Raw genomic sequence first — 21,664 nt, forward strand, 5'->3', positions numbered from 1 at the left:
TAATGAAATATTTTTTGCATATATTCATAACATAAATATATAATAATTCTGACACATAAAGGATAATTTTGTCCAGGAATAAAACCATTGGTTATGAGCCTGTACAATGGAGGAAACATGACCTCAGGTAAACTTCGAGAATTTTTATCAGATATTGGTATTTCAATGTCAGCAGAATACCTATCAAATTTATTAATCAAAAATCAATCAGGTTTTGAAGTTGAATAGCTTCTAGATTCCTGAACAGAATCAGTATCAAAACTTACAGCGCTTTTCAAATTGATGAACCACATCTTCACAAGCAAAACCTTGTAGAGACCTTCCATGGAACGTCCTTACTGTGGTCTATCCAAATGAAAACCACTGTAACACAGTTCCTCTTTCTAACGGTGTCGGAACTTTTACTGAAATTTCGCTGGATTTTGATGCTAAAAAGGCATCTAAACTTGCTGAAAATAGATAAATTCTATATCCAAAACCAAAATCGGAACTTTATCACTTCAGTTGGCACTTCCTGACACCTCCTCTATCATTGCGCCAATTTCGGGAGAGGTCTAATCAGAAACGAAGAGATGGCGATTTGAAGTCCTTGCCAAATGATGATGGCGTTGACTAAAAAATGTCTAAGTACCGTTATGATCCCTCATGTGGCATTTGTCCACGAGCTACAATATTGACGGAAGTGATATGCCCATCTGAAGACAAAATATTGACGATTGCTTTTCCAACACTAGAAGGAGGCATTAAACGAATATCATCAGGATCGCTCCCAAAACCAAACGACTCTCTTATTTTAGCGATCCGACTCTTTACTATATTCTCATCATATAAACCCGTATCACACCCACCAGGGCGGATATTTGATACATAGATTTTTTCAGGAGCAAGTTCTAAAGAAATTGCATTGGCAAATCTACTTATTGCACCTTTTGCAGAATTATGGACTGAACCTGATACAAACGATCTTATTCCGCTCATTGAAGAGACAATACAAATACGGGTTTCAGCTTGCTTACGAAATCTTGGCAATAACGCTTGAAGCGTCATGTATGTGCTTTTCAATACAGATAATTCAGCATCAATAAACTCTTCCGAAACTTCATCAATTTTTAAATATGGATTATTGTCCCTGATTTTAACTGTACCAGCACCTAAACCAAGGGACTGTACCCAATAAAGAGGAATGTCATTTGAAACACTTGCAAGTTTGATTTCAGTTTCTTGTTTGTCTAAAAGATCAATAGTAGATATTTCGACTTTAGATCTCGGAATACTTCTCGTAATCCAATCTTTGACAATTTTCAAATTTTTTCCGGATCTAGCCACTAAATGTACTATAGCTCCAGCTTCGGCACATGAAAAAGCCGTACTGGCACCTAGATTTGCTTTATACTCATCACCATTATGTATAACTGGAGTATGGGAAGGTTCGTTGGTTACAATATCACGAAAAATATGCCTTACAGGTTTAATCCCTGCACCAGTAATTAATACTCTGATGTTTTCTAATTTCTGCATACATGTATTTCCTTTAGTTCACTAAACTCTAACTTGATCATGACTTACGCAGAACCACCATATCTAGTAGGGGCACTTTCCGCAAGGAAAGCATTCCGGAGGAAAGCGCCCCTACAGGTGGCGTATAAATTGATATTTTCGTAAGTCCTGGAAGCATTTCAACCACAGGATTTTGGTATAGACGAAATTACTGATTTTTCCCAAACACCAGGAGACATAATTCTTCTAGACCGCGATAATTTTACCGCTATCAACAGTGACTCAGGAAAAGGTTTCAGCATACCAGGTGAGTCATTGTCTACAACAGTAACAATGGTAACTTATTCTATAATCCTCTAATGGTAGTGCAACAGGTTTCAGTAGTGGTGTTCAATTTGCAACTTTAACAGGTAGTCCATTGTTAGAAGCAGAAGATTTCTCAATCAGAAATTAGCGATCGCTCTTTGGTAAGAGTCAGACATTAGATATCTCCAAAAATTATAGCGCTGCGTGCAGGCAACAGGCAACAGCTCCGGAAGGCAATAGGGGGAATAAAAAGCTTATAATATAAGACTTTTAGCTATTGGAAAATTCCTGCAATTTGTAAATATGCCAGCGCACATTGCTATAATACTTTTTCCAGTAACCTTTGTAGATACCTTCCATAGAAAGTCTCTATATTCTTTTTCAATATTTCAATAATGGGACTTAAAGATTTTATGGTCGAAAAATGGCTGAATGTTAAAATGCAAATTGCAACGATATTATTTATTTTATCGATCGTTATAGGAGTTTCCTGATATGTCTGACTTTTCTTCCCTAGACCTAAATCAACCTATAGAACAACCTTCCATCATAGACACCCTCCGTCAACCAATATGGATAGCACTCTTCACCTCTGTGGGCATCCATGCTATATTAGGAATTAACCTACCAAAATTATCCCTATTCTCTGAGAAAGCCAAATTACCACCAACAGTAGGATTAGTAGAATTAACACCAGAACAACTTGAACTCCTCCCTCAACCAGAAGAACCAGAAATTACATTCTCAACCATACCAACACCATCCAACCTTTCCCCTATTTCACCACCATCTCCCAGTGAACTACCTGTTGTCCCCAAATCATCATCCTCAGAATTACCAACAATACCTGTAGACCCTTCAGATTACAACTTACCAGAATTACCACCAGAAGATTCTACTACCTCATCCTCTTCTACCCGCTCAAGATCCACTCCTTCCGTCTCTAGGTTGCCCAGAAATCCATCCCCAAGCGAATTTTCCTACAATTATCCATCTATTATACCAGGTAGGTCGTCATTACCAACAACACCAATATCTCCACCCCCACTACCTAGTACAAATAGTCAACCAGCAGAGATATTTCGAGTTGACCCACAACAACAATCAAATCAAAATCAAATAGATGAATATCAACTCAGAAAAAATTTGAACTTGACAGATAAAGTCTATGACTCAGGTTTATCACGTCGTCCAACTCTAGAGATCGACCCTCAAGAGCAAACTTCTATAGTTGAAAACTCAACTGGGGATTCATACTCAGCTAATTTAAAATTGCCTCCACGACGTTACCAAGATAAAGTTGAAAATCAAATTGCTATTGCTCCAAATAAAAATGATACCGATACTCAAACTCAAACAGAGAAACAACCTATAGCAACGGTAACTTCTCAAACTCCTCCAACACCAGACCCTACAAAAAAAGGCAGACTGCTAGAAGCACCAATAGTTAGGCAATTACGAGAAGGAAAGACTATTCAGGATATAGCAGAAGAAACAAAACAACAACAAAAGGTAGCTGTTGTTACTCCCCCACCAACTGAAACTAATAAATCTCAACTAGAAATTGAGGTTCAGGAAACTCCTGCTTTTGCTCCAACTCCTAAACCATCTCCCACACCAAAAGAGTTTAAAGGTTCATTATTAGAACAATTTGAACAACAAAAGCAACAAAAAGTTACTGCGACTACTCCCGTCCCTCAATCATCTCCAACACCTGAAGAAAATGTAGCTGCTGCTACTGTCGAAGAAACAAAACCACCAACACCTGTAATAACACCTGCTGTTGAACCATCCCCACCAGTACAGCAGGAACCTGAACAATCTCCAACAGTACAGCAACAAGCAGAATTTCAAGGTTCACTGTTAGCAAAACTACAGCAACAAAAGCAAGAATATGCTGCTGTCACTGAAGAATCACAATCAACGGATATCGCTTTAGGTGCTGTGGGTGCTTATCTGCAGTGGGCAATAGAATTGGAATTAGAAGAAGATAATTTAACTGAACCTACAACTATTGCTGATGCTTATCCAGAAGCAGCTTGCGAGCAAAAGTTAGAAGGTAAAGCTACTGTGGGAGTATTAGTTAGTCCAGATGGCAGTATTACTAATGGACCAAAGTTATTACTAGAAAGTGGTCATTCAGTGCTAGATGAAGCAGCTATAGATGCAGTTAATAATCAATCATTTTCCAGTAGCGATCGCTCAAAACTTTATCAATATGAATTTAATTTTGATAGTTCTAACTGTAGTACAGCAAAGTCAACAGAAACAGAAGCGGAAAATACATCTGTTGGAGAAACATTACCAAATCAGGATGGGCAAGAGGAGGAAGGTATACCTATTGAAGTGATGCCACCAGAAGCTGAAACAGCACCAATAGAATAAGGATATAGTAATCTTATAGCAGTTTTCACCCTTAGTAGACCAGAGTAGGGAGTTCCATGGAACTCCCTACAAGGGTTTTTATTCTTAGGAGTGTGTTCTATCTTTCTGAAAACCGCCATAATATAATTTTAGGATAATTATAGCGCTGTGCGCAGGCAACAGCTCATCTGGCAACAGCTCCGGAAGGGGGAATAAAAAACCGATAATATAAGGCTTTTAGCTATTGGACAGTTCTTGTAATTTGTAAATATGCCAGCGTACATTGCTATACTTATAATAAAGTTTTTGTTTGTAGTTGGGCTTTAGCTCTTACAATACTTATGTATTAGGGATAGAGCAAAACTACGAAGCCCTATTATAACTATTATACCGTAAGCGTAGCTCCCCTGAAGGGGGCACATGATATAAAATACAGCGCTTTTCAAATTGATGAACCACATCTTCACAAACAAAACTTTGTAGGGACGTTCCATGGAACGTCCCTACTGTGGTCTAGCCAAATGAAAACCGCTGATCAACAAAAATATTTCTACCTCTAGGTAATATTCGGCCCTCTTTTCAAAACAAGAGAAAATTTTTTATTATCAAAAAACTATATACCTATAAAAAATGCTCATGTAAACTCAGTGCATTTTCATTTGATTTCTTTAATTTCTGGGTCTGGGTGAAAATTAAGTAAAAAATGTCAGAGCTAGACCAAATAGTTTAATTGTTGAACAATATTTGATCGGAAAATAATAGAACCTAAAAGGCTGACTAAAAAAGCTTTTGAATTGAATATAGCCATACCATAAAATAGCTCAAATACTATATATATATATATAGTTCAAAACGAGCACGGAGGGATTCGAACCCCCGACACCCAGAACCGGAATCTGGTGCTCTATCCACTGAGCTACGCGCCCTCATACTGATATTAACAATAGCATCTTAAGTCTCAAATTGGCAATAGGAAGAGCTATTATTTTTCTATGATATCATGTCCGTTTAATAGCGTGATAAAAACTTTCTTCTTCCCTCCTGACTCCTGACTCGGTTTTCCTGACTCCTTCATGGTTATTTATAAGTATTCAACCGGACATGATATGATTCCTATTTTTGTTGTTCTAACATTCAGCAACTATCAAATCTAGACTCGATCTGATAAACTGTACATTTTGTATCCGTAATATTTTGGTCGAGAATCTAATCTAACATGAAGCCAAGCGACTCCACCACCCGCCGTACTTACCCAAAGCGGGCGGTCTGAAATCTGTTGTTGCACAGTTTGTCCCACAATTCGCCACAATGACTGTTTTTGACCATCCGACGCACCGCGAATGAAGGCTGCTAGATGGGAATAAGCTGAAAACGCAGTTCCTCCCCAGGAGGGTTCTGAATCCCTAGGAGATGGAGCTACAAGTATTGCATCTTTGCCTAAATTTTCAAATACAACAATTCCATTGTTAAGATTGTCGGTTCTGAAATAATCACTAAATGTCCTTTTGTCTGGGTTGCGTGCTAACCCTGGAGAGTTCAGCAACACAAATTCAAATTGACGCTTTGAGGTATCTTTTGTAATGGATGGTGTTTCCCATCGATAGGCAGAAAAGGGAGACTTAGATAAAAGTGAAATGAAGAAAGAGCGAAAGTTTGACTCATACTGCCATAAGTTTAAAACCTCACTATATGGTATTGGTTGCCCATTTTGAGTCACTGTGTATTTATGAACACGACCATCATTCAAAATTTCATGGGTGGCATCAAACATTTTTATCGGAAGTATTTTCTAGAGTAATTCCCTAGAAAGTTCGGAACAAATTCTAGCTAGGGAATTTTGGCCACCAATGATTTAGGCGATCGCTTAAATAGCTCAATTGCTTTACAAATTAAAATATTTTCTTGATGGCCAATAAAGTTTTTAATTTGGAGTAGCGATCGCCAGTATAGCTTTCAAACAATCTTTATAATTCTATCACCTATTGCTGTTGTAGCAGTTCCTGTGCCCGCATCAGGAGTCGCTATAGACTGTCGCCCAAACGGCATACTTCCACTTCTTGTCCTTTTTTTGTAGTATTGTCGAGTTGATAATTAAGATGTGGTTTGTTGTCCGGTGTCATTTATCCCTGCAAGAGTGAACGACGGATAACCTGTTTCCCATTCTTCAAACCACTCTTCAAGGGAATGACCAAAATCCAGTCACAACGACAGCTCATCATGCAATGCCTTAATGGCAGAAGTCTGCACAGCTACAAGTTGAGCCGTGCCTAACAAATATCTAGGATGATTGCCGTAGGGTTAGTCAAGGCGATCGCTACTACTGTACCTCCAAACCTCAAAATTAGGTAGTTCCTTAGGATTATCGTCCCTTAACAATCCTTGCTGTAATTTTAGTTTTGCCTTACTCTCCTGCATCTTCTGATTTGAGCTGTAGAACGTCTCCAATCCGCTCCCCTGTTAACGGCAAATTTGCCAGATTAACTTATTGGCGTTGCTGAATGGTAATGATTTTTAGATTAAGTATCAACGCAAAACATAAGTTTTTCAATTTTACCTTCAGCTACTTACCATTACATTTCAGCAACGCCAAATTAAAAGCAAGCTTTTCATCCGTTTACTTAAAGTAGTATGGTAACTATTACTACTATGACTTATATAGCAATGAGCGCTGGCATCTTTACATGTTACATAGATATTTGCAATGTAATATAAAAGTAACTGTATGAGCTGTATTTTTCATAAATTAGGCGATCGCTAAACCTTAAAGTTTTAAGGATGTCTGTAATGGTATTGATAATTTACAGTTTATAGCTTGAAATTGTTTACCCAAACTTATCCAAAACGGTATTTTGAGCTTTGGAGCTACCTTCCTGCGCGTGCTGACGCAATGCTGCGCAAACACTGAAGACCACTGACCCCAGTCTGTAACTTATTTTCTCCACAGGTTTAAAATCCCTGGGAACTCCACCTAGTAATTCAAGTATAACAGAAGTTTTGCCATTTACCACTAAAAAATTTGAAAAAAAGTAGGGAAAGAGTATATTTAGGTAGGATTTGAGCTTCTGTTTTTACCCTAAAAATTTTATAATTTGCAGTATACTACTATTACATATATCTGAAAAAGAATCTGAAACCCTTATCCTGTATAGGTTAAAATCTAATTTCTGGAGATGTCTATTGGAAATAATATATCTATAAATAATACGTCTATAATTTCCGCTTCAGGCTTTTAATAAATTCTCTTGGTAAAGATCCTCTGCTCTTTTTTTTTCAGTAAGGAGTGTCTGATTTATATTTTTTCTTTTCTAGAGCGTGAACAGTATTCAATTAAACTATTGGTATAATAATTTCAAATTCAGTACCCTTGCCTGGTAAGGAATTTAGTTTAAGCTTTCCACCATGTTTTTCAGTAATAATTTGGTAACAAATAGCTAGACCCATACCTGTTCCTTTACCTACAGGTTTAGTGGTAAAAAAATTTTCAAAGATTCGATCTTGTATTTCTAGAGGAATACCTTGCCCATTATCAGTTATTCTAATAGTCAGCCAATCAGACTCTTTCCTAACTATGACTTCTGTGCTTATTTCAATTTGAGGTTGCCAATCACACAAGTCCAATTCAGCTAATTTTTCATTAAGTGCATCAATACTATTACTAATTAGATTCATAAATACTTGGCTAAGTTGACCAGAATAGCAACTAATCATTGGTAAATTTGTACAATAATTCTTAATAATTTTGATACCATTTTTAAGACGATTATTTAAAATAAGTAAACTACTATCTATACATTCATGGATATATGCTTGTTTCTTTTGAGACTCATCCATGTGAGAAAAATTGCGAAGACTATTCACAATTTTCAGAAGTTGTTCCGAACCCAATTTAATACCTTGAGTCGTCTCAGCTAATTCTTCCTGTAAAGAATCATAATCTATTTGTTCTTTAATTCGATTGATAATTGGAGATGGCTCTGATATTTGATCATAAGCAGATAAAAGCTTAGTAATTTCTTCTAAATAAGAAGTTAGAAATATTAAATTATTCCAAATACAGTTAACAGGATTTCTAATTTCATGGGCAACCCCGGCAACCATTCTTCCCAAGCTTGCCATTTTCTCCGTTTGAATAGCTTTTGCCTGAGTTTGTTTTTGTAGTAGATGATTCGTAAGTTCGTGAATATTTGACTGAGCGACTAATAACTGATGCACATCCAAAAGTCTATAAACATTAGCTTCTATTTCTACAACTATTGGGTCATATAATAACTCAGGCTGTCTGTGCAAAGATGTTTGTGCTGCTTCTACTATCAACGTATTACCAGGAAGAATAGATATATCTGTTTTGGAGACATGATATAAAGCTTCTATAGGTCGCTTGTAAAACATCTCTATACCATAGCGACTTCCCATTTTTTCAAAAAATAATCTTCGGGAAATCATACCAACTAATTTATCTTGCCGATCTCTCAAAATCACACCAGGCAGCAAAGGGTTGGCTTCAAACACAGTTGCAATATCTTTCCCAAGGTAGCTAGATGCAATTTGAAAGTCTTGCAGAGGTAGTTCCTGTATAGTTGACTCTAAAGATAAAAATTGACTTTTAACCTCTAAATTAGGCACAATAAATGAATCTGAATATGACTCATACAAAGCAAACATATTAAGGGAATTCCTAGTATTTTTGTATCAATAGATACTATTTATCAAAATATTCCTGATAGTTTGCTTGCACATCTGGAATATATTATCATGGCTATCTTTAACTTTTCTAGCACAATCCTCAGAAGATCATCAGAGCTGATAAAAATTGCTTAATTTTATTTCTTAATAGATTTGTTTGTTTTATCTAATATGTATAGATTATGTGGCCTATATCTTGGTCACAAATAAAAAAAGGTTTAATTATTTGGTGTTGCACAATAGATAATGATATTCTAGAATTTTATTGAGAGATGGATTGTCCTGATTGTCAAAGCCATAAAGTAGTGAAAAATGGTCATCGTCAGGGAAAACAGAGTTATCTGTGCCGTGACTGTGGCCGTCAATTTCGATCAAACCCCTGTCCTAACGGCTATAGTTCTGATATTAAAGAGCTTTGTATCAAAATGTCCCTTAACGGCATGGGATTGGGAGCCATTGAGAGAGTGACTGGTATTTCCCACAATACTGTGCTTAACTGGGTACGGCTTGCACCAAGCACATATTCGCTTTGGAGAACTATGAAATTCCTGAAACAGCTCACGCTTGATGAACTGCAAACTTTTGTTGGCTCAAAAAAAACCAAATTTGGGTCTGGACAGTCGTAAATAGCCAAATGCCAGGAATTCTCAAGTTTGTACGGGGGCGATAGCTCCGCCGTTACCTTCACAATATTATGGCAGATGATTCAAGGTTGGGCTTGTTTTCTTTATATTACTGACGGGTACAAGGTAAATCCAAGCTTAATCGAGGATTGTGATCAGCTGGTCAGCAAAACAGCAATGACGAGAGTAGAAGGAGAAAATTGCCGTTTAAGACACTACGCACGCTAGGTTACATCGCAAAACTTTATGCTACTCCAAGTCCATTGATATGTTGTGCAAATCAGTTCGCTTGCTGATCTATTATTTGAAACATCAGCAAATCCCTCAATTACCTTAATCATTCGTCACTGTGCAACGCCAATTATTTCATTGTACACTACTTGATAGATAATAATCTATATAGTTAGATACTATGATAAATTTATGACTGTAAATGTAGATAAATCAGTAATTATTCTTATAAAATTTAAGTAAGTAAATTGAGCAAAGTACTCAATATTTTTATCTATAACTAATACCAATTTTATGTGAGGTTGCACAGAATTACGTGTTAGGTATTGGGTGGCGCGGTGGCACAGAATTATGAAATTTATTAACTTGTATATCTTGATCTACAATCAACTCTGATTAAAACATTATTCTATGCAACTTCATATTAATTTGGTATAACTATAATATATAATTCTGTAACGATACCAGTTATTTTTTAATAAATTGGGATCAAAATTTAATAAATTGAATATATGTAAATATGCGTATGATTATAGTTAAGATATATTGATTCACTAAGCTTACCTACTTACTTAAGTATAAATACAAGTACTCACCCGTAAGAGTTGTCATAAATCCTAAACTTTCTAGATAAACAGTTTTAACATCTTTATCCACGCTGTCTTTTTCCAGAATATTTTTTATATAATCATCAAAGATGGCTGCTAGATAAAATCCTCTTAATTAGCTATAAATACTGTTTTTTTCCTTAAACTTAAATAACAGCAAAATTACTGTAGGACAAAAATATTCTAGTAATGAGTTTGGAAGTCTGCTCTATAGACAATAGGCTAAACATTAGCAAGGATTTTACTTATTTAATATTAAAATTAAACTATTTTGTTATCTAATATGGATTCAACATTGACTGCGTTACAAGAACTAATAGAAATAGTAGCAAAATTACGTTCTCCAGATGGGGGGTGTCCCTGGGATTTAGCTCAAACTTCAGAAACTTTAACTCCTTACATTATTGAAGAAGCTTATGAAGCAGTTGATGCAATAAAAAGCGGAGAGAAAGAAGCAGTAGTTGATGAATTAGGAGATTTATTATTACAGGTGGTTTTGCAAGCACAAATAGCTAGTGAAGCAAATGATTTTACCTTAGCTGAAGTCGCTCAAAATATTAATCAAAAAATGATTAGAAGACATCCTCATGTATTTGGAGATGTGAAAGTAAATAGTACAGAAGAAGTTAAGCAAAATTGGGAACAAATCAAAGCAGCAGAAAAAGGAGAAACTAATGATTTATTTAGTACAAAACTCAGTCGATACGCTCGACAGTTACCTCCACTTATGGCAGCAATGAAAATTTCTAAAAAAGCTGCTGCTCTTGGTTTTGAATGGGAAAATATTGAAGGAGTTTGGAGAAAATTTCACGAAGAAGTTGGGGAGTTTGAAGAAGCTTTACAATCTGAAGATCAGGAACATCAACAAGCAGAAATGGGAGATATTTTATTTGTTTTGGTGCAATTGGCCAGGTGGTATGATTTGAATCCAGAACAAGCTTTACAAGGAACTAATCATCGATTTTTGCAACGGTTTGCTTTAGTAGAAACAATGTGCAACCGTCCTCTTTCTGAGTATACTTTGGCGGAGTTTGAACAAATGTGGCAAAATGCAAAAGCACAATTAGCAAGGGAAAAAAAGAAGTATGTATAGCAGTTAGAAACTGGATGAAATACAAATTTATAGATGATTGGCTCTATCAGATTTTAGGTAATATTATGTCCGTTTAATAGCGTGATGAAAAACTTTCTTCTCTTCTTCCTGATTCTTCCCTCCTGACTCTTGACTCCTCGGTTATTATTTATAAGTATTTAATTGGACATGATATAAGTATCAAGAAACTTAAAATTATTCTTGAATCAAACTTAATTCCTATTATTGATTTTGTTGCACCAAATTAGCAAACTCAATCATCACTTTTTCATACTTTTCACCCGCCACTTCTAATAAATCAATATGACCAGCACCATCAACCCAAAAGGAAAGTTTAGGCTCATTAGCTGTGTTAAAAAGCTGTTTCCCCTGGGAAAAAGGAATCACTCGGTCAACATTTCCGTGGATTACCAAAACTGGGCAATTAACATTTTTTATCTTATCAATATTGCGAAACCTGTCAAAGGGATAAATAGGGATGCGCGTCACAACCCGAAACGCAGTTGTAAATGAACTTTCAACTACTAAACCAGCAACAGACTGCCGAGATGCCAAATCTACTGAAGGCCCTCCACCAACTGAACGTCCATAAACAATAATTTGGTTTGCAGGTATGCCCAACTGCTGGGTCAAGTATTGGTAAGCTGCATTAATATCTTGGTAAGCATTTTTAACTGAAGGATTTCCCTGACTTGTCCCATAACCCTGATAATCATAGGAGAATATACTAAACCCAATATCTCGCAAATCTCGCAACCTGGGCAAAATTTCTCCTAGGTCTTCAGCATTACCATGACTGTAGAGAATTGTATACTTTGCTTTGGGTAATGCTAAATAAACACCTGTAATTTGGACTGTATCACTAGACTGAAGCTTGACAAATTCCTGGTTTTCTTGATAGCTAGATGGACGAGGTAAAAAAATCAGCCGATCTGAGAAAAAGAAAGCCCACAAACCAACAAGGACATAGATAATTAGGGTAGATCTGATTATCCTCAGAACAGAAAATTTCCCTATAAGTAGTCCTATAATATTTTTCTTATCCATAAGAAAGAACTGGATATTTACCTATATTATTCTATACGGAATAATTTGTAACGCAGCTCTAGTGTTGAGCTGGCTAGCATTATTTGTACTATTGCGAGGAATATAAATGCAATTAGAATTTCCAGATGACCTCAAGTATCTCGAAACCCACGAGTATGTAAGAATGGATGGTGAAATTGCCACTATTGGTATTAGTGCCTATGCTATTGAGCAGTTGGGAGATATTGTATTTCTGGAGCTTCCAGAGGTGGGAGATCAAATAGAAAAAGAAGGATCGTGTGGCAGTGTTGAGTCTGTCAAAGCAGTTGAAGACTTGAATGCTCCTATTACTGGTACAGTAATAGACCGCAATGAAGAAATATTAGAAAGTCCAGAGCGGTTATCAGAAGAAGACCCATACATAGAGGGTTGGCTGATGAAGGTGCGCGTTAAAGACCCTGATGAACTAGAAGGAGATGATATTTATTCTGCTGAGGAGTATCGTGAAATGGTAGAAGGAGAGTAGGTAGTAACCAAAAATATTCTCAAATCTACAACAATAGCTTGACTAAGTTCATTATACACCTCCGAACAATAATGTAGAGATGTTCCATGGAATGTCTCTACAAAGGTTGCTTGAAAATGATGGAGGAGTCATTTCAGTTATCAGTTATCAGTTATCAGAAAAAATCAGGAAGAGGAGAAGAAAGTTTTTTTTCACGCTATTAAACGGAAATTATATCAGCCTTAAATGATGAAAATTTTTCAGCAGGGGTAGACTTTTTCTGGCTAAGTTATTTGAAATAGTATCTAGTTATATCAAATCCGTTTTATTGGACATAAAAAAAATTTCCAATCGTCATAACTATGCTCATCAAAGTGATTCTCTCTACTCCTGAACTCCTGACTCCTAAATACTTAACCATTCTATAACTGTTTAACCAGATTTGATATTAAATAAGTATTTTTCAGATTATTTACCTTATCTGCGTTTATTAATTTTTCTGCCTTATTTTCTCTAACTACGGAGGAGTGATAACTCAGGAGTCAGGAGGAAAAAATCAGGAATTAGGAGAAGAAGGATAAGAAAGTTTTTGATCACGCTATTAAACGGAAATTATATCAGCCTTAAATGATGAAAATTTTTCAGCAGGGTGTAGATTTTTTCTGATAACTGATAACTGAAATGACCTTATCTGTCTTTATTAACCTTTCTGCCTTATTTTCTTTGCTGAAGTTAGTGGTATTAATGTTATTTTATTCCTCATCATAAATTGTTTTTTGTGAATTTATCTGGTCAAGCATGGCTGATATTTTTTTTAGTTAATTTGGCTATCTTAATTCCCGGATTATGATAATTTGAAGGTGATCTGATATAATAGGAATATATAAAAAAAATATAGTCGGGGTAGTACAATGAAAAAATATATATGGTTTAGTTTAACTGTCATAATCGGCTTAATACCTATATCTGTAAAAGCAGAAACATGGAATGGGGAAAAAATTTCTCAGATGATTGGTGCTATGAGTTGGTGTACAAATAATGCTGCTAAAAATCCTTCGGAAGCATCTATTTATCAATCTGCTAGACGTGCTGGAACTATAGCACTTGAGAAGGCTATTATTAATGGAGATATAGATAGTAATGAAAGCCTGAAAATTTTAAAAAAATCAGAGACAGAGGGAAAGTATTTTGACCAAAAACTGAATCCAGAGTATTGTAAACAAATCTGGCAAACTGTTAATGAAAATCCTGTATTTTAAAATATTAAAATCTTTGTAAATTTTATTAGACTACAGCAACTGGATAAGAGCATGACAAAAAAACTTTCTTCTCAGCACTATGGTAAGCATTCAGCCATCAGTTATTACTTTTAATTTTAGATAAAAGCTTGATTAATTCTATTACTACAAAAGTTGGCTCCCTTGCCCTTAAAGTCTATATTAATTTAAACACTATCCTATATGAGAGAGTCTTGTTGCTGATAGCTGACAAGCTAATAGCTGTTTGCGCAGCATTCCACAGGAAATGCTTACGCACTATGCAAATAGGTCGCGGACATTCTTTTATTTTCTACTCCCTTTTTCTAACCGAATTCTGTGCAAACCACTCAAATTTATTGTCAAACGCCAAAGAATTTACTGCTATATCACCCAGAGCGATCGCTAAGGACATTGTTGATTAGAAATTTTTCCATCTGGCATAATTGTTTGACACAAAGTAGCAAATAACAACGTTGTTTTTTGATCTATTTTTGCACCACTAAGATTTGCATTAGTTAAGTTAGCTTGACTTAAATCTGCACCTCGCAAATCAGCATTATTTAATGTAGCAAAACTGAGATTTGCTTGATTTAAGTTAGCATTCCTAAGTTCAGCTCCCACTAATTTTGCATAACTTAAATCAGCTTCTATCAGAGTAGAATTTGTCAATTTTACATTAGTAAAGTTAATACCAATCAACTTAGCTTTTTCTAAATTAGCATTCATTAATTGAGCATTTTCTAGATTAACTCGATCTAGAGAAACTATTCGATTGCAATCTACATCTAATTGTCGGCATCGAATTAATTCTGTATCATACAAAAATTGTAATAATAATCCTTTGAGTATTTTATTATCTTCTAAACGAATTGATAAAGCTAATGTATTAGCCCTAATTAAATCTAAATAATCAAATTTATCCGTATCAGTATTATTAATATTTGGTCGGTCTACCAAAATTTCTCGTATTTCTTTCAGGTAGTTTTCCCATATTTGTTCGTGGAGGCGTTTATCAGCAATTTGTTCTTGAATTTGTTCTAAATCGTAAGTAATAAAACTGGCAATTAAACCGATAAAAACAGGCAAAAATATTTTCTCAAAAACTTCCCAAGGTTCTTTCTTAGCTATAGAGGATAAGAGGTTATTCAAGTAGATAACTGGATGAACTCTTTCTGGCTTCATTGTAATCGGGTTTAACTCTTTTTCCCGATAGATTGCAAAGACAAAAATAAAGAAAAATATGAAAGTAATTCCTATAGTATATCTGAACAAAGGCAAACTATTAATTTGTTCTAAAATAGATTCCCAATTAAAAAAATTTTCTCTTGAGTCATGCTGCCAAGTTTCAATTTGAGCATAATTAACAGTACGATCGAGTACTTGATTCTGGCGTAACTTAACTACACTAAATGATACTGATAAAATACTCAAAATTCCTAAGCCAGCAGCAATAAATTTTATTTTCATAGTCAAAAAAATACTATAGTAATCCTATTTTATTTGTGTATAAAAATCTTACTATTTTTAGGAAACAGGGAACAGGGAACAGGGAACAGGGAACAGGTAAGAGTTTCAGTTTTTTTATCTACTTTTTGATTTTTCACAACCAATTTAGGATTGCTATATTACAGCAATAGTATAAACTTTTACCGAATAATTAAGGTTTAAAGCCTCTTCTTTAAAGGAGAAAAAAGCGGTCGTTTTGCTCCGCAAATATGTTGCGTAGCATGACCTAGGAAAAAGCGCAGCTTCCCGTAGGGTGGGATGGCAAGGTCTCCTCGCCATATCCAATCGACCAAGAGAAGAAAAAATTTTCCCTACCGCGTCAATCCTCTCCTTAAAAAGAAGAGGTAATAATTAATAATTAATTGTTGAAAATATCTTCATACTGAAAAGTTTCGATTCCGTATTATTTCAGTTCCAATAATAAAAAATCAAATCAATTATCCCACAGAAATTATCAATTCTTTCCCCCTACTGCCTAACCCCTACTCCCTACTCCCTCTTTTCCGGAGATGCCTACTGATAATTGATAACTGAATTGACAATCCCAAAATTTGGCCTCTAAACAAAAAAAATTATTTTATCTCCCATGAAGTTATGAATTTTTGTTAAAACTTAATCAGAAGTTAACTCCAAGGAATATAAAAGTGGTAGTAATACACAAATCTAATACAAAGTCAACCGCTCAACTACAACACCAGAATAATGGCCAGAAATCTACTAACTTTTGCCCAAGGCATATTGGCCCTGCTTCTGACGCAATTCAAAAAATGTTGACAGTATTAAGTGTTTCCTCCCTAGATGACCTAATTGACAAAACAGTTCCACAAGTAATTCGATACCAAAAACCCCTAAATCTACCAAAATCTCTGAGCGAGACTGCTGCTCTTGCCCAAATCAAAGAAATAGCCTCCAAAAACCAAGTCTTTCGTTCCTTCATAGGAATGGGTTATTACGACTGCATCACCCCACCAGTTATCCTCCGCAATATCCTAGAAAACCCTGGTTGGTACACTGCTTACACTCCCTATCAAGCAGAAATAGCTCAAGGACGAATGGAAGCATTGCTGAATTTTCAAACCATGATTACAGACTTAACAGGTTTAGAAATAGCTAACGCTTCCCTACTCGACGAAGCTACAGCAGCAGCAGAAGCAATGAGCATGAGTTACGGTCTGTGCAAAACTAAAGCAGAAGCTTTCTTTGTTGACTCTAACTGTCATCCTCAGAATATTGAAGTTGTGAAAACTAGGGCACAACCATTGGGAATAGAAGTTATCGTTGGCGACTTTCGCACCTTCACCTTTGACAAACCAATATTCGGCGCACTCCTCCAATATCCTGCCACCGACGGCGCAATATATGACTACCGCAACTTTGTGGCAAGAGTTCACGAAATCGGAGGTTTAGTAACTGTTGCTGCTGACCTACTCAGTTTAACCTTGCTGACACCTCCTGGAGAATTTGGTGCTGATGTTGCTGTGGGTAACACTCAACGTTTTGGCGTTTCTCTGGGATACGGCGGTCCTCATGCTGCTTATTTTGCGACGAAAGAAGCTTATAAACGACAAACTCCAGGACGTATTGTCGGAGTTTCTCAAGATTCTAACGGCAAACCAGCGCTAAGGTTGGCATTGCAAACACGGGAACAACATATTCGCAGGGAGAAGGCAACGAGTAATATTTGTACTGCTCAAGTTTTGCTAGCGGTGATGGCAGGTATGTATGCGGTTTATCACGGTCCTGATGGTTTAAAGGAGATTGCGGAAAATATTCACAGTTTGACTGTTAAGTTGGCAACAGGTTTAAAACAGCTTGGTTATCAAGTTGGTGCAGAATCATTTTTTGATACTATTCGGATAACAGTGGGTGCTGAATCTCCTCTGAAAAGTGCAAAAGAAATTATTGATGCTGCTGTTTCAGCAGGTATTAATCTCCGGAGTCTCGACGATCAAACTTTCAGCATTTCCCTAGATGAAACCACAACTAATATAGATGTGCAAAATTTGTGGGAAATTTTTGCTGGTGGGAAAGCATTACCAGACGAAAACACTCCCCCCCTTACAAAGGGGGGTCAGGGGGGATCGCATTCCCGCACCAGCAGTTATTTAACTCACCCAGTATTTAACCGCTACCACTCAGAAACCGAACTATTACGTTACCTCCAACGTTTACAGGCAAAAGACTTATCCCTGACAACATCAATGATACCGTTGGGTTCCTGTACAATGAAACTCAACTCTACAGCAGAGATGATACCTGTAACCTGGCCGGAATTCGCCAAAATTCATCCTTTCGCCCCCACTTCCCAAACCAAAGGTTATCAAATAATGTTTGAACAACTAGAGGAATGGTTAGCAGAAATCACAGGTTTTAGCGCCATCTCTCTACAACCAAATGCAGGTTCCCAGGGAGAATATACAGGTTTATTAGTAATTCGCGAATATCACGCTCACCGAGGAGAAGCACATCGCAATATTTGTTTGATTCCTGAGTCTGCTCACGGTACAAACCCTGCTTCGGCAGTGATGAGTGGGTTGAAAGTTGTAGTCGTCAAATGCGATAAACAAGGAAATATAGATATTGCAGATCTAAAGGCGAAGACAGAAAAAAACAAAGATAACTTAGCTGCCATTATGGTTACTTATCCCTCAACTCACGGTGTATTTGAGGAAGAAATTTCTGAAATATGCGAAATTATCCACAGTAACGGCGGTCAAGTTTATATGGATGGAGCGAATATGAATGCTCAGGTAGGTTTATGTCGCCCCGCAGAAATAGGAGCAGATGTTTGTCATTTGAATTTGCACAAGACTTTTTGTATTCCTCACGGTGGCGGTGGTCCGGGAATGGGTCCCATAGGCGTTCAATCTCATTTAGCACAGTTTTTACCAGGTCATTCTGTGATTAATATTGGTGGAGAAAATTCTAGTGGAGCGGTATCTGCTGCACCTTGGGGTAGTGCCAGTATTCTGCCAATTTCTTGGATGTATATTGCCATGATGGGTGCAGATGGTTTGACTGAAGCAACCAAAGTAGCAATTTTGAATGCTAATTATATTGCTCAACGGTTGGAGAATTATTATCCAGTTTTGTATAAGGGTAAGCATGGGTTTATTGCTCACGAGTGCATTTTGGATTTGCGTCCGTTGAAAAAGTTGGCTGGTATTGAAGTGGAAGATATTGCCAAACGTTTGATGGATTATGGTTTTCACGCGCCGACTGTTTCTTGGCCTGTGGCGGGAACAATTATGGTGGAACCGACAGAGAGTGAGTCGAAGGAAGAGTTAGACCGTTTTTGTGATGCAATGATTTTGATTCGCCAGGAAATAGAAGAAATTGAAACTGGGAAAGCAGATAAACAGGATAATTTGTTGAAAAATGCACCTCATACCGCAGAGAGTTTGATGGTGGATGAGTGGAAACATGGTTATTCTCGACAACGTGCCGCTTATCCCGCACCTTGGACGCGGGAGCATAAGTTTTGGCCTGCTGTGGGAAGGGTTGATAATGCTTTTGGCGATCGTAATTTTGTGTGTTCCTGTTTGCCGATAGAAGCTTATAGTTAAAAGCGGTCAGCGGTCAGCTATCAGCTATCAGCCAAATTTGTAGGGTGCGTTAGACGGCGTAAATTTAGACTCTGAAAGAGATTTAGCAATCCGTCGTAACGCACCGCCTCTTTCATAATCAGGACTTACACACGGACACTAAATCCAGTGAGGGCGCAATTCGGAGCTTGGCGGAACGCCAATGCCATTTGCTTCGCATAACTATCGTTAACGCCCCTACATATGGCGTTTTAAAGATGAATTTGCGTAAGTCCTGATTATGTTCGGTGCGTTACGCTTCGCTAACACACCCTACCAGACTACTAGACTGTTGCCTGTTCCCTGTTCCCTGTTGCCTACCATCACCCGACTTTTTCAGCAAACCCTAAATATAGCAATCAAAACAAAGATTAGGAGACACTCCCCAAAAAATTAAAACCAATGTCTTACAGTAAATTCACTATAGAAGAGTTGCAAAAAACCTTTAATTTAACAATAGTTGAAACCGTGGGAAAGTTTAATGACTTGCCAGAAATTCCACCCAGTCAATTCTTACAAGAAGCACTGCAATATTACTTACCGTTAGCAGTCGCTATTGGTACAGAAAAAGCGCGTTCCGAGTTAATTATTGCGCCGATTTTATTTGCAATCAAAAAACAGTTAGACAATCAAATAAGCATTTTTTCGGGTGTAGAATTTAATATTGATATCGAACAGGGATTGAATGGTTTTTGTGACTTTATTATTAGCTGTTCCACTTTGCAACTTTTGATTGAAGCGCCAGTTGTTGCTGTGGTGGAAGCTAAAAACGATAATATCAAGTCGGGTTTGGCTCAATGTATGGCATAAATGGTCGCCGCCCAAGTTTTTAATCAAAGAGAAAATAATGAAATTCCTCTAATTTATGGGGTTGTTACTACTGGAACTACTTGGCAGTTTTTAGAGTTAGAATCTCAAACTATGACGGTTGATTTGGAAGAATATTCTGTTAAGAATTTACCGAAAATTTTAGGAATTTTAACTAATTTTGTAAGTTATTCGACCGTGAGTTAGTAGTAGTGGACTGTAGTAGACTGTTTCATATAAAATGATACAATAGGAAATCTACTAGAAAATGAAAAAAAGTAGATATTAGCAGTAAACGTAAAAGCGATCTCAACGTTGCAAAAGTAGGGGCAGGTTCCGCGTTAAATTAATGGTGTTATAAATTATCTGATGATCCCGCCCCCAAGGATATAATGCACTACAGAGTTTCTCCAAAAGTGACATCTTCATACAAACTATTAATGCTAGTCCGAAAGTCAATACTTGCCAGATGAATTTCACTGCCTTGAGTGTAAGTGTGCAATACCCAAAGACCTTCAGCATTGCGACGAAAGCATTCTAAACGTTGGCGTTTTTGGTTAATCAAAACGTATTCTTGCAAAGTTGGTAATTGCTGATAGTTGGCAAATTTGTCACCGCGATCGAATGCTTCAGTGCTTTCCGATAAAACTTCCACTATTAAACAAGGATATTTTTTATGATTTGGTAAAGCTTTATCTCTGGTGTCGCAAGTCACCATAACATCAGTATAGAAGAATGTATTGGTAGTTTCTATAAGAGCTTTCATGTCCGACATATAAACACGACAACCACTGCCTCGCAGATAATTTCTCAACAGTGCAAATAAGTTTCCAGCAATGGTGACATGAGCATCACTAGCACCTGCCATTGCGTATACTTGTCCATCAATATATTCGTGTTTGATAGAGCTGAGTTCTTCTCCTGTTAGATATTCTTCAGGAGGAATATAATTTGTGTTTTGGTTAGCAATCATGTTTTGGGAGATAGAGGTATTATATGATTGTATCATTAGCAATAACGAGAAACCAGAAACTAGCTTTCTCCAAATATGTCTCTACGGATGCGTAGGAAATATAATGTTAAAATCATGATATTTTTCATGATCAAAGCTATATTTTTTTATTTATGGAAGATTACCAAGCAGCTTTTTTAGAACGCTATTCTGATACAGAAATATTAGATAAATCAGGAATAAAAATTGGAGCTATGCACTTTGGAGGTGTCACTATTGAGTGTTTATTAAAAGCAATGATTTTTGCTACTTTACCAAACAGTGCAACTAGAGAATGGAAAACAGATAACAATAATCCAGGACATACTTTTACTAATCCAGGACATAGCTACACAGAAGCATTAAAACGACACAATAAACTTAAATCTAGAATTGATAAATTTCCTCAAGTACGAAAGTGGTTGGATGAAATTGAAAACCCAATGTGTCAACATTTTATAGATATACGTTATTTTGCTATTGAAGCTAATAATGTAAATTATAAAAACTGCTTCAACACATATCAAAAGCTTATAGGATGGCTACAAAAACAAGCTACTACACTTTAATAAATTAAAGGA

14 protein-coding genes, 1 tRNA gene and 1 pseudogene are annotated in these 21,664 nt (G+C 36.5%); 9 read left to right on the forward strand and 7 right to left on the reverse strand.

Going from position 1 to position 21,664, the window contains the following annotated elements:
* Positions 1–633: 633 nt before the first annotated feature.
* Entirely contained in the window at positions 634–1,518 is an 885-nt protein-coding gene (locus F6K27_RS01815) for an SDR family NAD(P)-dependent oxidoreductase (RefSeq protein ID WP_287274705.1), read from the reverse strand.
* A 780-nt stretch (positions 1,519–2,298) separates the two neighbouring features.
* On the opposite strand from F6K27_RS01815, the gene F6K27_RS01820 reads away from it, so the two are divergent.
* On the forward strand, positions 2,299–4,188 hold the full coding sequence (locus tag F6K27_RS01820; RefSeq protein ID WP_287274707.1) for an energy transducer TonB: 1,890 nt from the start codon (positions 2,299–2,301) through the stop codon (positions 4,186–4,188).
* A gap of 832 nt (positions 4,189–5,020) precedes the next feature.
* Here the strand turns inward: F6K27_RS01820 and F6K27_RS01825 are convergent.
* From F6K27_RS01825 to F6K27_RS01835, 3 genes are all read right to left on the reverse strand, one after another.
* A tRNA-Arg gene (locus F6K27_RS01825) sits at positions 5,021–5,093 on the reverse strand.
* Between the two features lie 224 nt (positions 5,094–5,317).
* Positions 5,318–5,938: a DUF6940 family protein gene (locus F6K27_RS01830; RefSeq protein ID WP_287274709.1), complete on the reverse strand. Its 621-nt coding sequence runs from the start codon at positions 5,936–5,938 to the stop codon at positions 5,318–5,320.
* Between the two features lie 1,556 nt (positions 5,939–7,494).
* Entirely contained in the window at positions 7,495–8,829 is a 1,335-nt protein-coding gene (locus F6K27_RS01835) for a sensor histidine kinase (RefSeq protein ID WP_287275382.1), read from the reverse strand.
* Between the two features lie 293 nt (positions 8,830–9,122).
* Here F6K27_RS01835 and F6K27_RS01840 point away from each other — a divergent pair.
* A pseudogene (locus F6K27_RS01840) lies at positions 9,123–9,810 on the forward strand (IS1 family transposase).
* 785 nt (positions 9,811–10,595) lie between these two features.
* On the forward strand, positions 10,596–11,405 hold the full coding sequence (gene mazG, locus F6K27_RS01845; RefSeq protein WP_124143019.1) for a nucleoside triphosphate pyrophosphohydrolase: 810 nt from the start codon (positions 10,596–10,598) through the stop codon (positions 11,403–11,405).
* A gap of 222 nt (positions 11,406–11,627) precedes the next feature.
* Here the strand turns inward: mazG and F6K27_RS01850 are convergent, their stop codons facing one another.
* On the reverse strand, positions 11,628–12,452 hold the full coding sequence (locus tag F6K27_RS01850; RefSeq protein WP_287275381.1) for an alpha/beta hydrolase: 825 nt from the start codon (positions 12,450–12,452) through the stop codon (positions 11,628–11,630).
* Positions 12,453–12,558: 106 nt separating this feature from the next.
* Here F6K27_RS01850 and gcvH point away from each other — a divergent pair, with 106 nt between their 5' ends.
* On the forward strand, positions 12,559–12,957 hold the full coding sequence (gene gcvH / locus F6K27_RS01855; RefSeq protein ID WP_124143017.1) for a glycine cleavage system protein GcvH: 399 nt from the start codon (positions 12,559–12,561) through the stop codon (positions 12,955–12,957).
* A gap of 890 nt (positions 12,958–13,847) precedes the next feature.
* Entirely contained in the window at positions 13,848–14,195 is a 348-nt protein-coding gene (locus F6K27_RS01860) for a hypothetical protein (RefSeq protein ID WP_287275380.1), read from the forward strand.
* A 402-nt stretch (positions 14,196–14,597) separates the two neighbouring features.
* Here the strand turns inward: F6K27_RS01860 and F6K27_RS01865 are convergent, their stop codons facing one another.
* A complete protein-coding gene (locus F6K27_RS01865; protein ID WP_287275378.1) occupies positions 14,598–15,662 on the reverse strand; it encodes a pentapeptide repeat-containing protein in 1,065 nt (354 codons plus the stop codon).
* A gap of 683 nt (positions 15,663–16,345) precedes the next feature.
* Between F6K27_RS01865 and gcvP the strand changes: the two genes are divergently transcribed.
* From gcvP to F6K27_RS33445, 3 genes are all read left to right on the forward strand, one after another.
* Positions 16,346–19,267 (forward strand): aminomethyl-transferring glycine dehydrogenase, encoded by a 2,922-nt coding sequence (gcvP, locus tag F6K27_RS01870; RefSeq protein WP_287275376.1) that lies wholly within the window; start codon positions 16,346–16,348, stop codon positions 19,265–19,267.
* A gap of 420 nt (positions 19,268–19,687) precedes the next feature.
* Positions 19,688–20,095, forward strand: coding sequence for a hypothetical protein (locus tag F6K27_RS01875; protein ID WP_353735915.1), 408 nt, complete (start codon positions 19,688–19,690; stop codon positions 20,093–20,095).
* Positions 20,096–20,299 (forward strand): hypothetical protein, encoded by a 204-nt coding sequence (locus tag F6K27_RS33445; protein WP_353735916.1) that lies wholly within the window; start codon positions 20,096–20,098, stop codon positions 20,297–20,299. It begins immediately after the preceding gene.
* 190 nt (positions 20,300–20,489) lie between these two features.
* On the opposite strand, the gene F6K27_RS01880 is transcribed toward F6K27_RS33445, so the two are convergent.
* Positions 20,490–21,065 carry a Uma2 family endonuclease gene (locus F6K27_RS01880; RefSeq protein ID WP_287275374.1) on the reverse strand — a complete coding sequence of 192 codons (576 nt, stop codon included), beginning with the start codon at positions 21,063–21,065 and terminating at the stop codon, positions 20,490–20,492.
* 152 nt (positions 21,066–21,217) lie between these two features.
* On the opposite strand from F6K27_RS01880, the gene F6K27_RS01885 reads away from it, so the two are divergent.
* On the forward strand, positions 21,218–21,652 hold the full coding sequence (locus tag F6K27_RS01885; protein ID WP_124143013.1) for a hypothetical protein: 435 nt from the start codon (positions 21,218–21,220) through the stop codon (positions 21,650–21,652).
* The last annotated feature ends 12 nt before the right edge of the window (positions 21,653–21,664 follow it).

The organism is Okeania sp. SIO2F5 (genome assembly GCF_010692685.1).
Taxonomy (GTDB): Bacteria; Cyanobacteriota; Cyanobacteriia; order Cyanobacteriales; family Microcoleaceae; genus Okeania; species Okeania hirsuta.

Excerpts from the sequence above, each read along its gene's own strand:
- gcvH (WP_124143017.1), top strand. The coding sequence starts at position 12,559 with ATGCAATTAGAATTTCCAGATGACCTCAAGTATCTCGAAACCCACGAG.
- F6K27_RS01820 (WP_287274707.1), top strand. The coding sequence starts at position 2,299 with ATGTCTGACTTTTCTTCCCTAGACCTAAATCAACCTATAGAACAACCT.
- F6K27_RS01835 (WP_287275382.1), bottom strand. The coding sequence starts at position 8,829 with ATGTTTGCTTTGTATGAGTCATATTCAGATTCATTTATTGTGCCTAAT.
- F6K27_RS01860 (WP_287275380.1), top strand. The coding sequence starts at position 13,848 with ATGAAAAAATATATATGGTTTAGTTTAACTGTCATAATCGGCTTAATA.
- F6K27_RS33445 (WP_353735916.1), top strand. The coding sequence starts at position 20,096 with ATGGTCGCCGCCCAAGTTTTTAATCAAAGAGAAAATAATGAAATTCCT.
- F6K27_RS01875 (WP_353735915.1), top strand. The coding sequence starts at position 19,688 with ATGTCTTACAGTAAATTCACTATAGAAGAGTTGCAAAAAACCTTTAAT.
- mazG (WP_124143019.1), top strand. The coding sequence starts at position 10,596 with ATGGATTCAACATTGACTGCGTTACAAGAACTAATAGAAATAGTAGCA.
- F6K27_RS01815 (WP_287274705.1), bottom strand. The coding sequence starts at position 1,518 with ATGCAGAAATTAGAAAACATCAGAGTATTAATTACTGGTGCAGGGATT.
- F6K27_RS01880 (WP_287275374.1), bottom strand. The coding sequence starts at position 21,065 with ATGATTGCTAACCAAAACACAAATTATATTCCTCCTGAAGAATATCTA.
- F6K27_RS01885 (WP_124143013.1), top strand. The coding sequence starts at position 21,218 with ATGGAAGATTACCAAGCAGCTTTTTTAGAACGCTATTCTGATACAGAA.
- F6K27_RS01850 (WP_287275381.1), bottom strand. The coding sequence starts at position 12,452 with ATGGATAAGAAAAATATTATAGGACTACTTATAGGGAAATTTTCTGTT.
- F6K27_RS01865 (WP_287275378.1), bottom strand. The coding sequence starts at position 15,662 with ATGAAAATAAAATTTATTGCTGCTGGCTTAGGAATTTTGAGTATTTTA.
- F6K27_RS01830 (WP_287274709.1), bottom strand. The coding sequence starts at position 5,938 with ATGTTTGATGCCACCCATGAAATTTTGAATGATGGTCGTGTTCATAAA.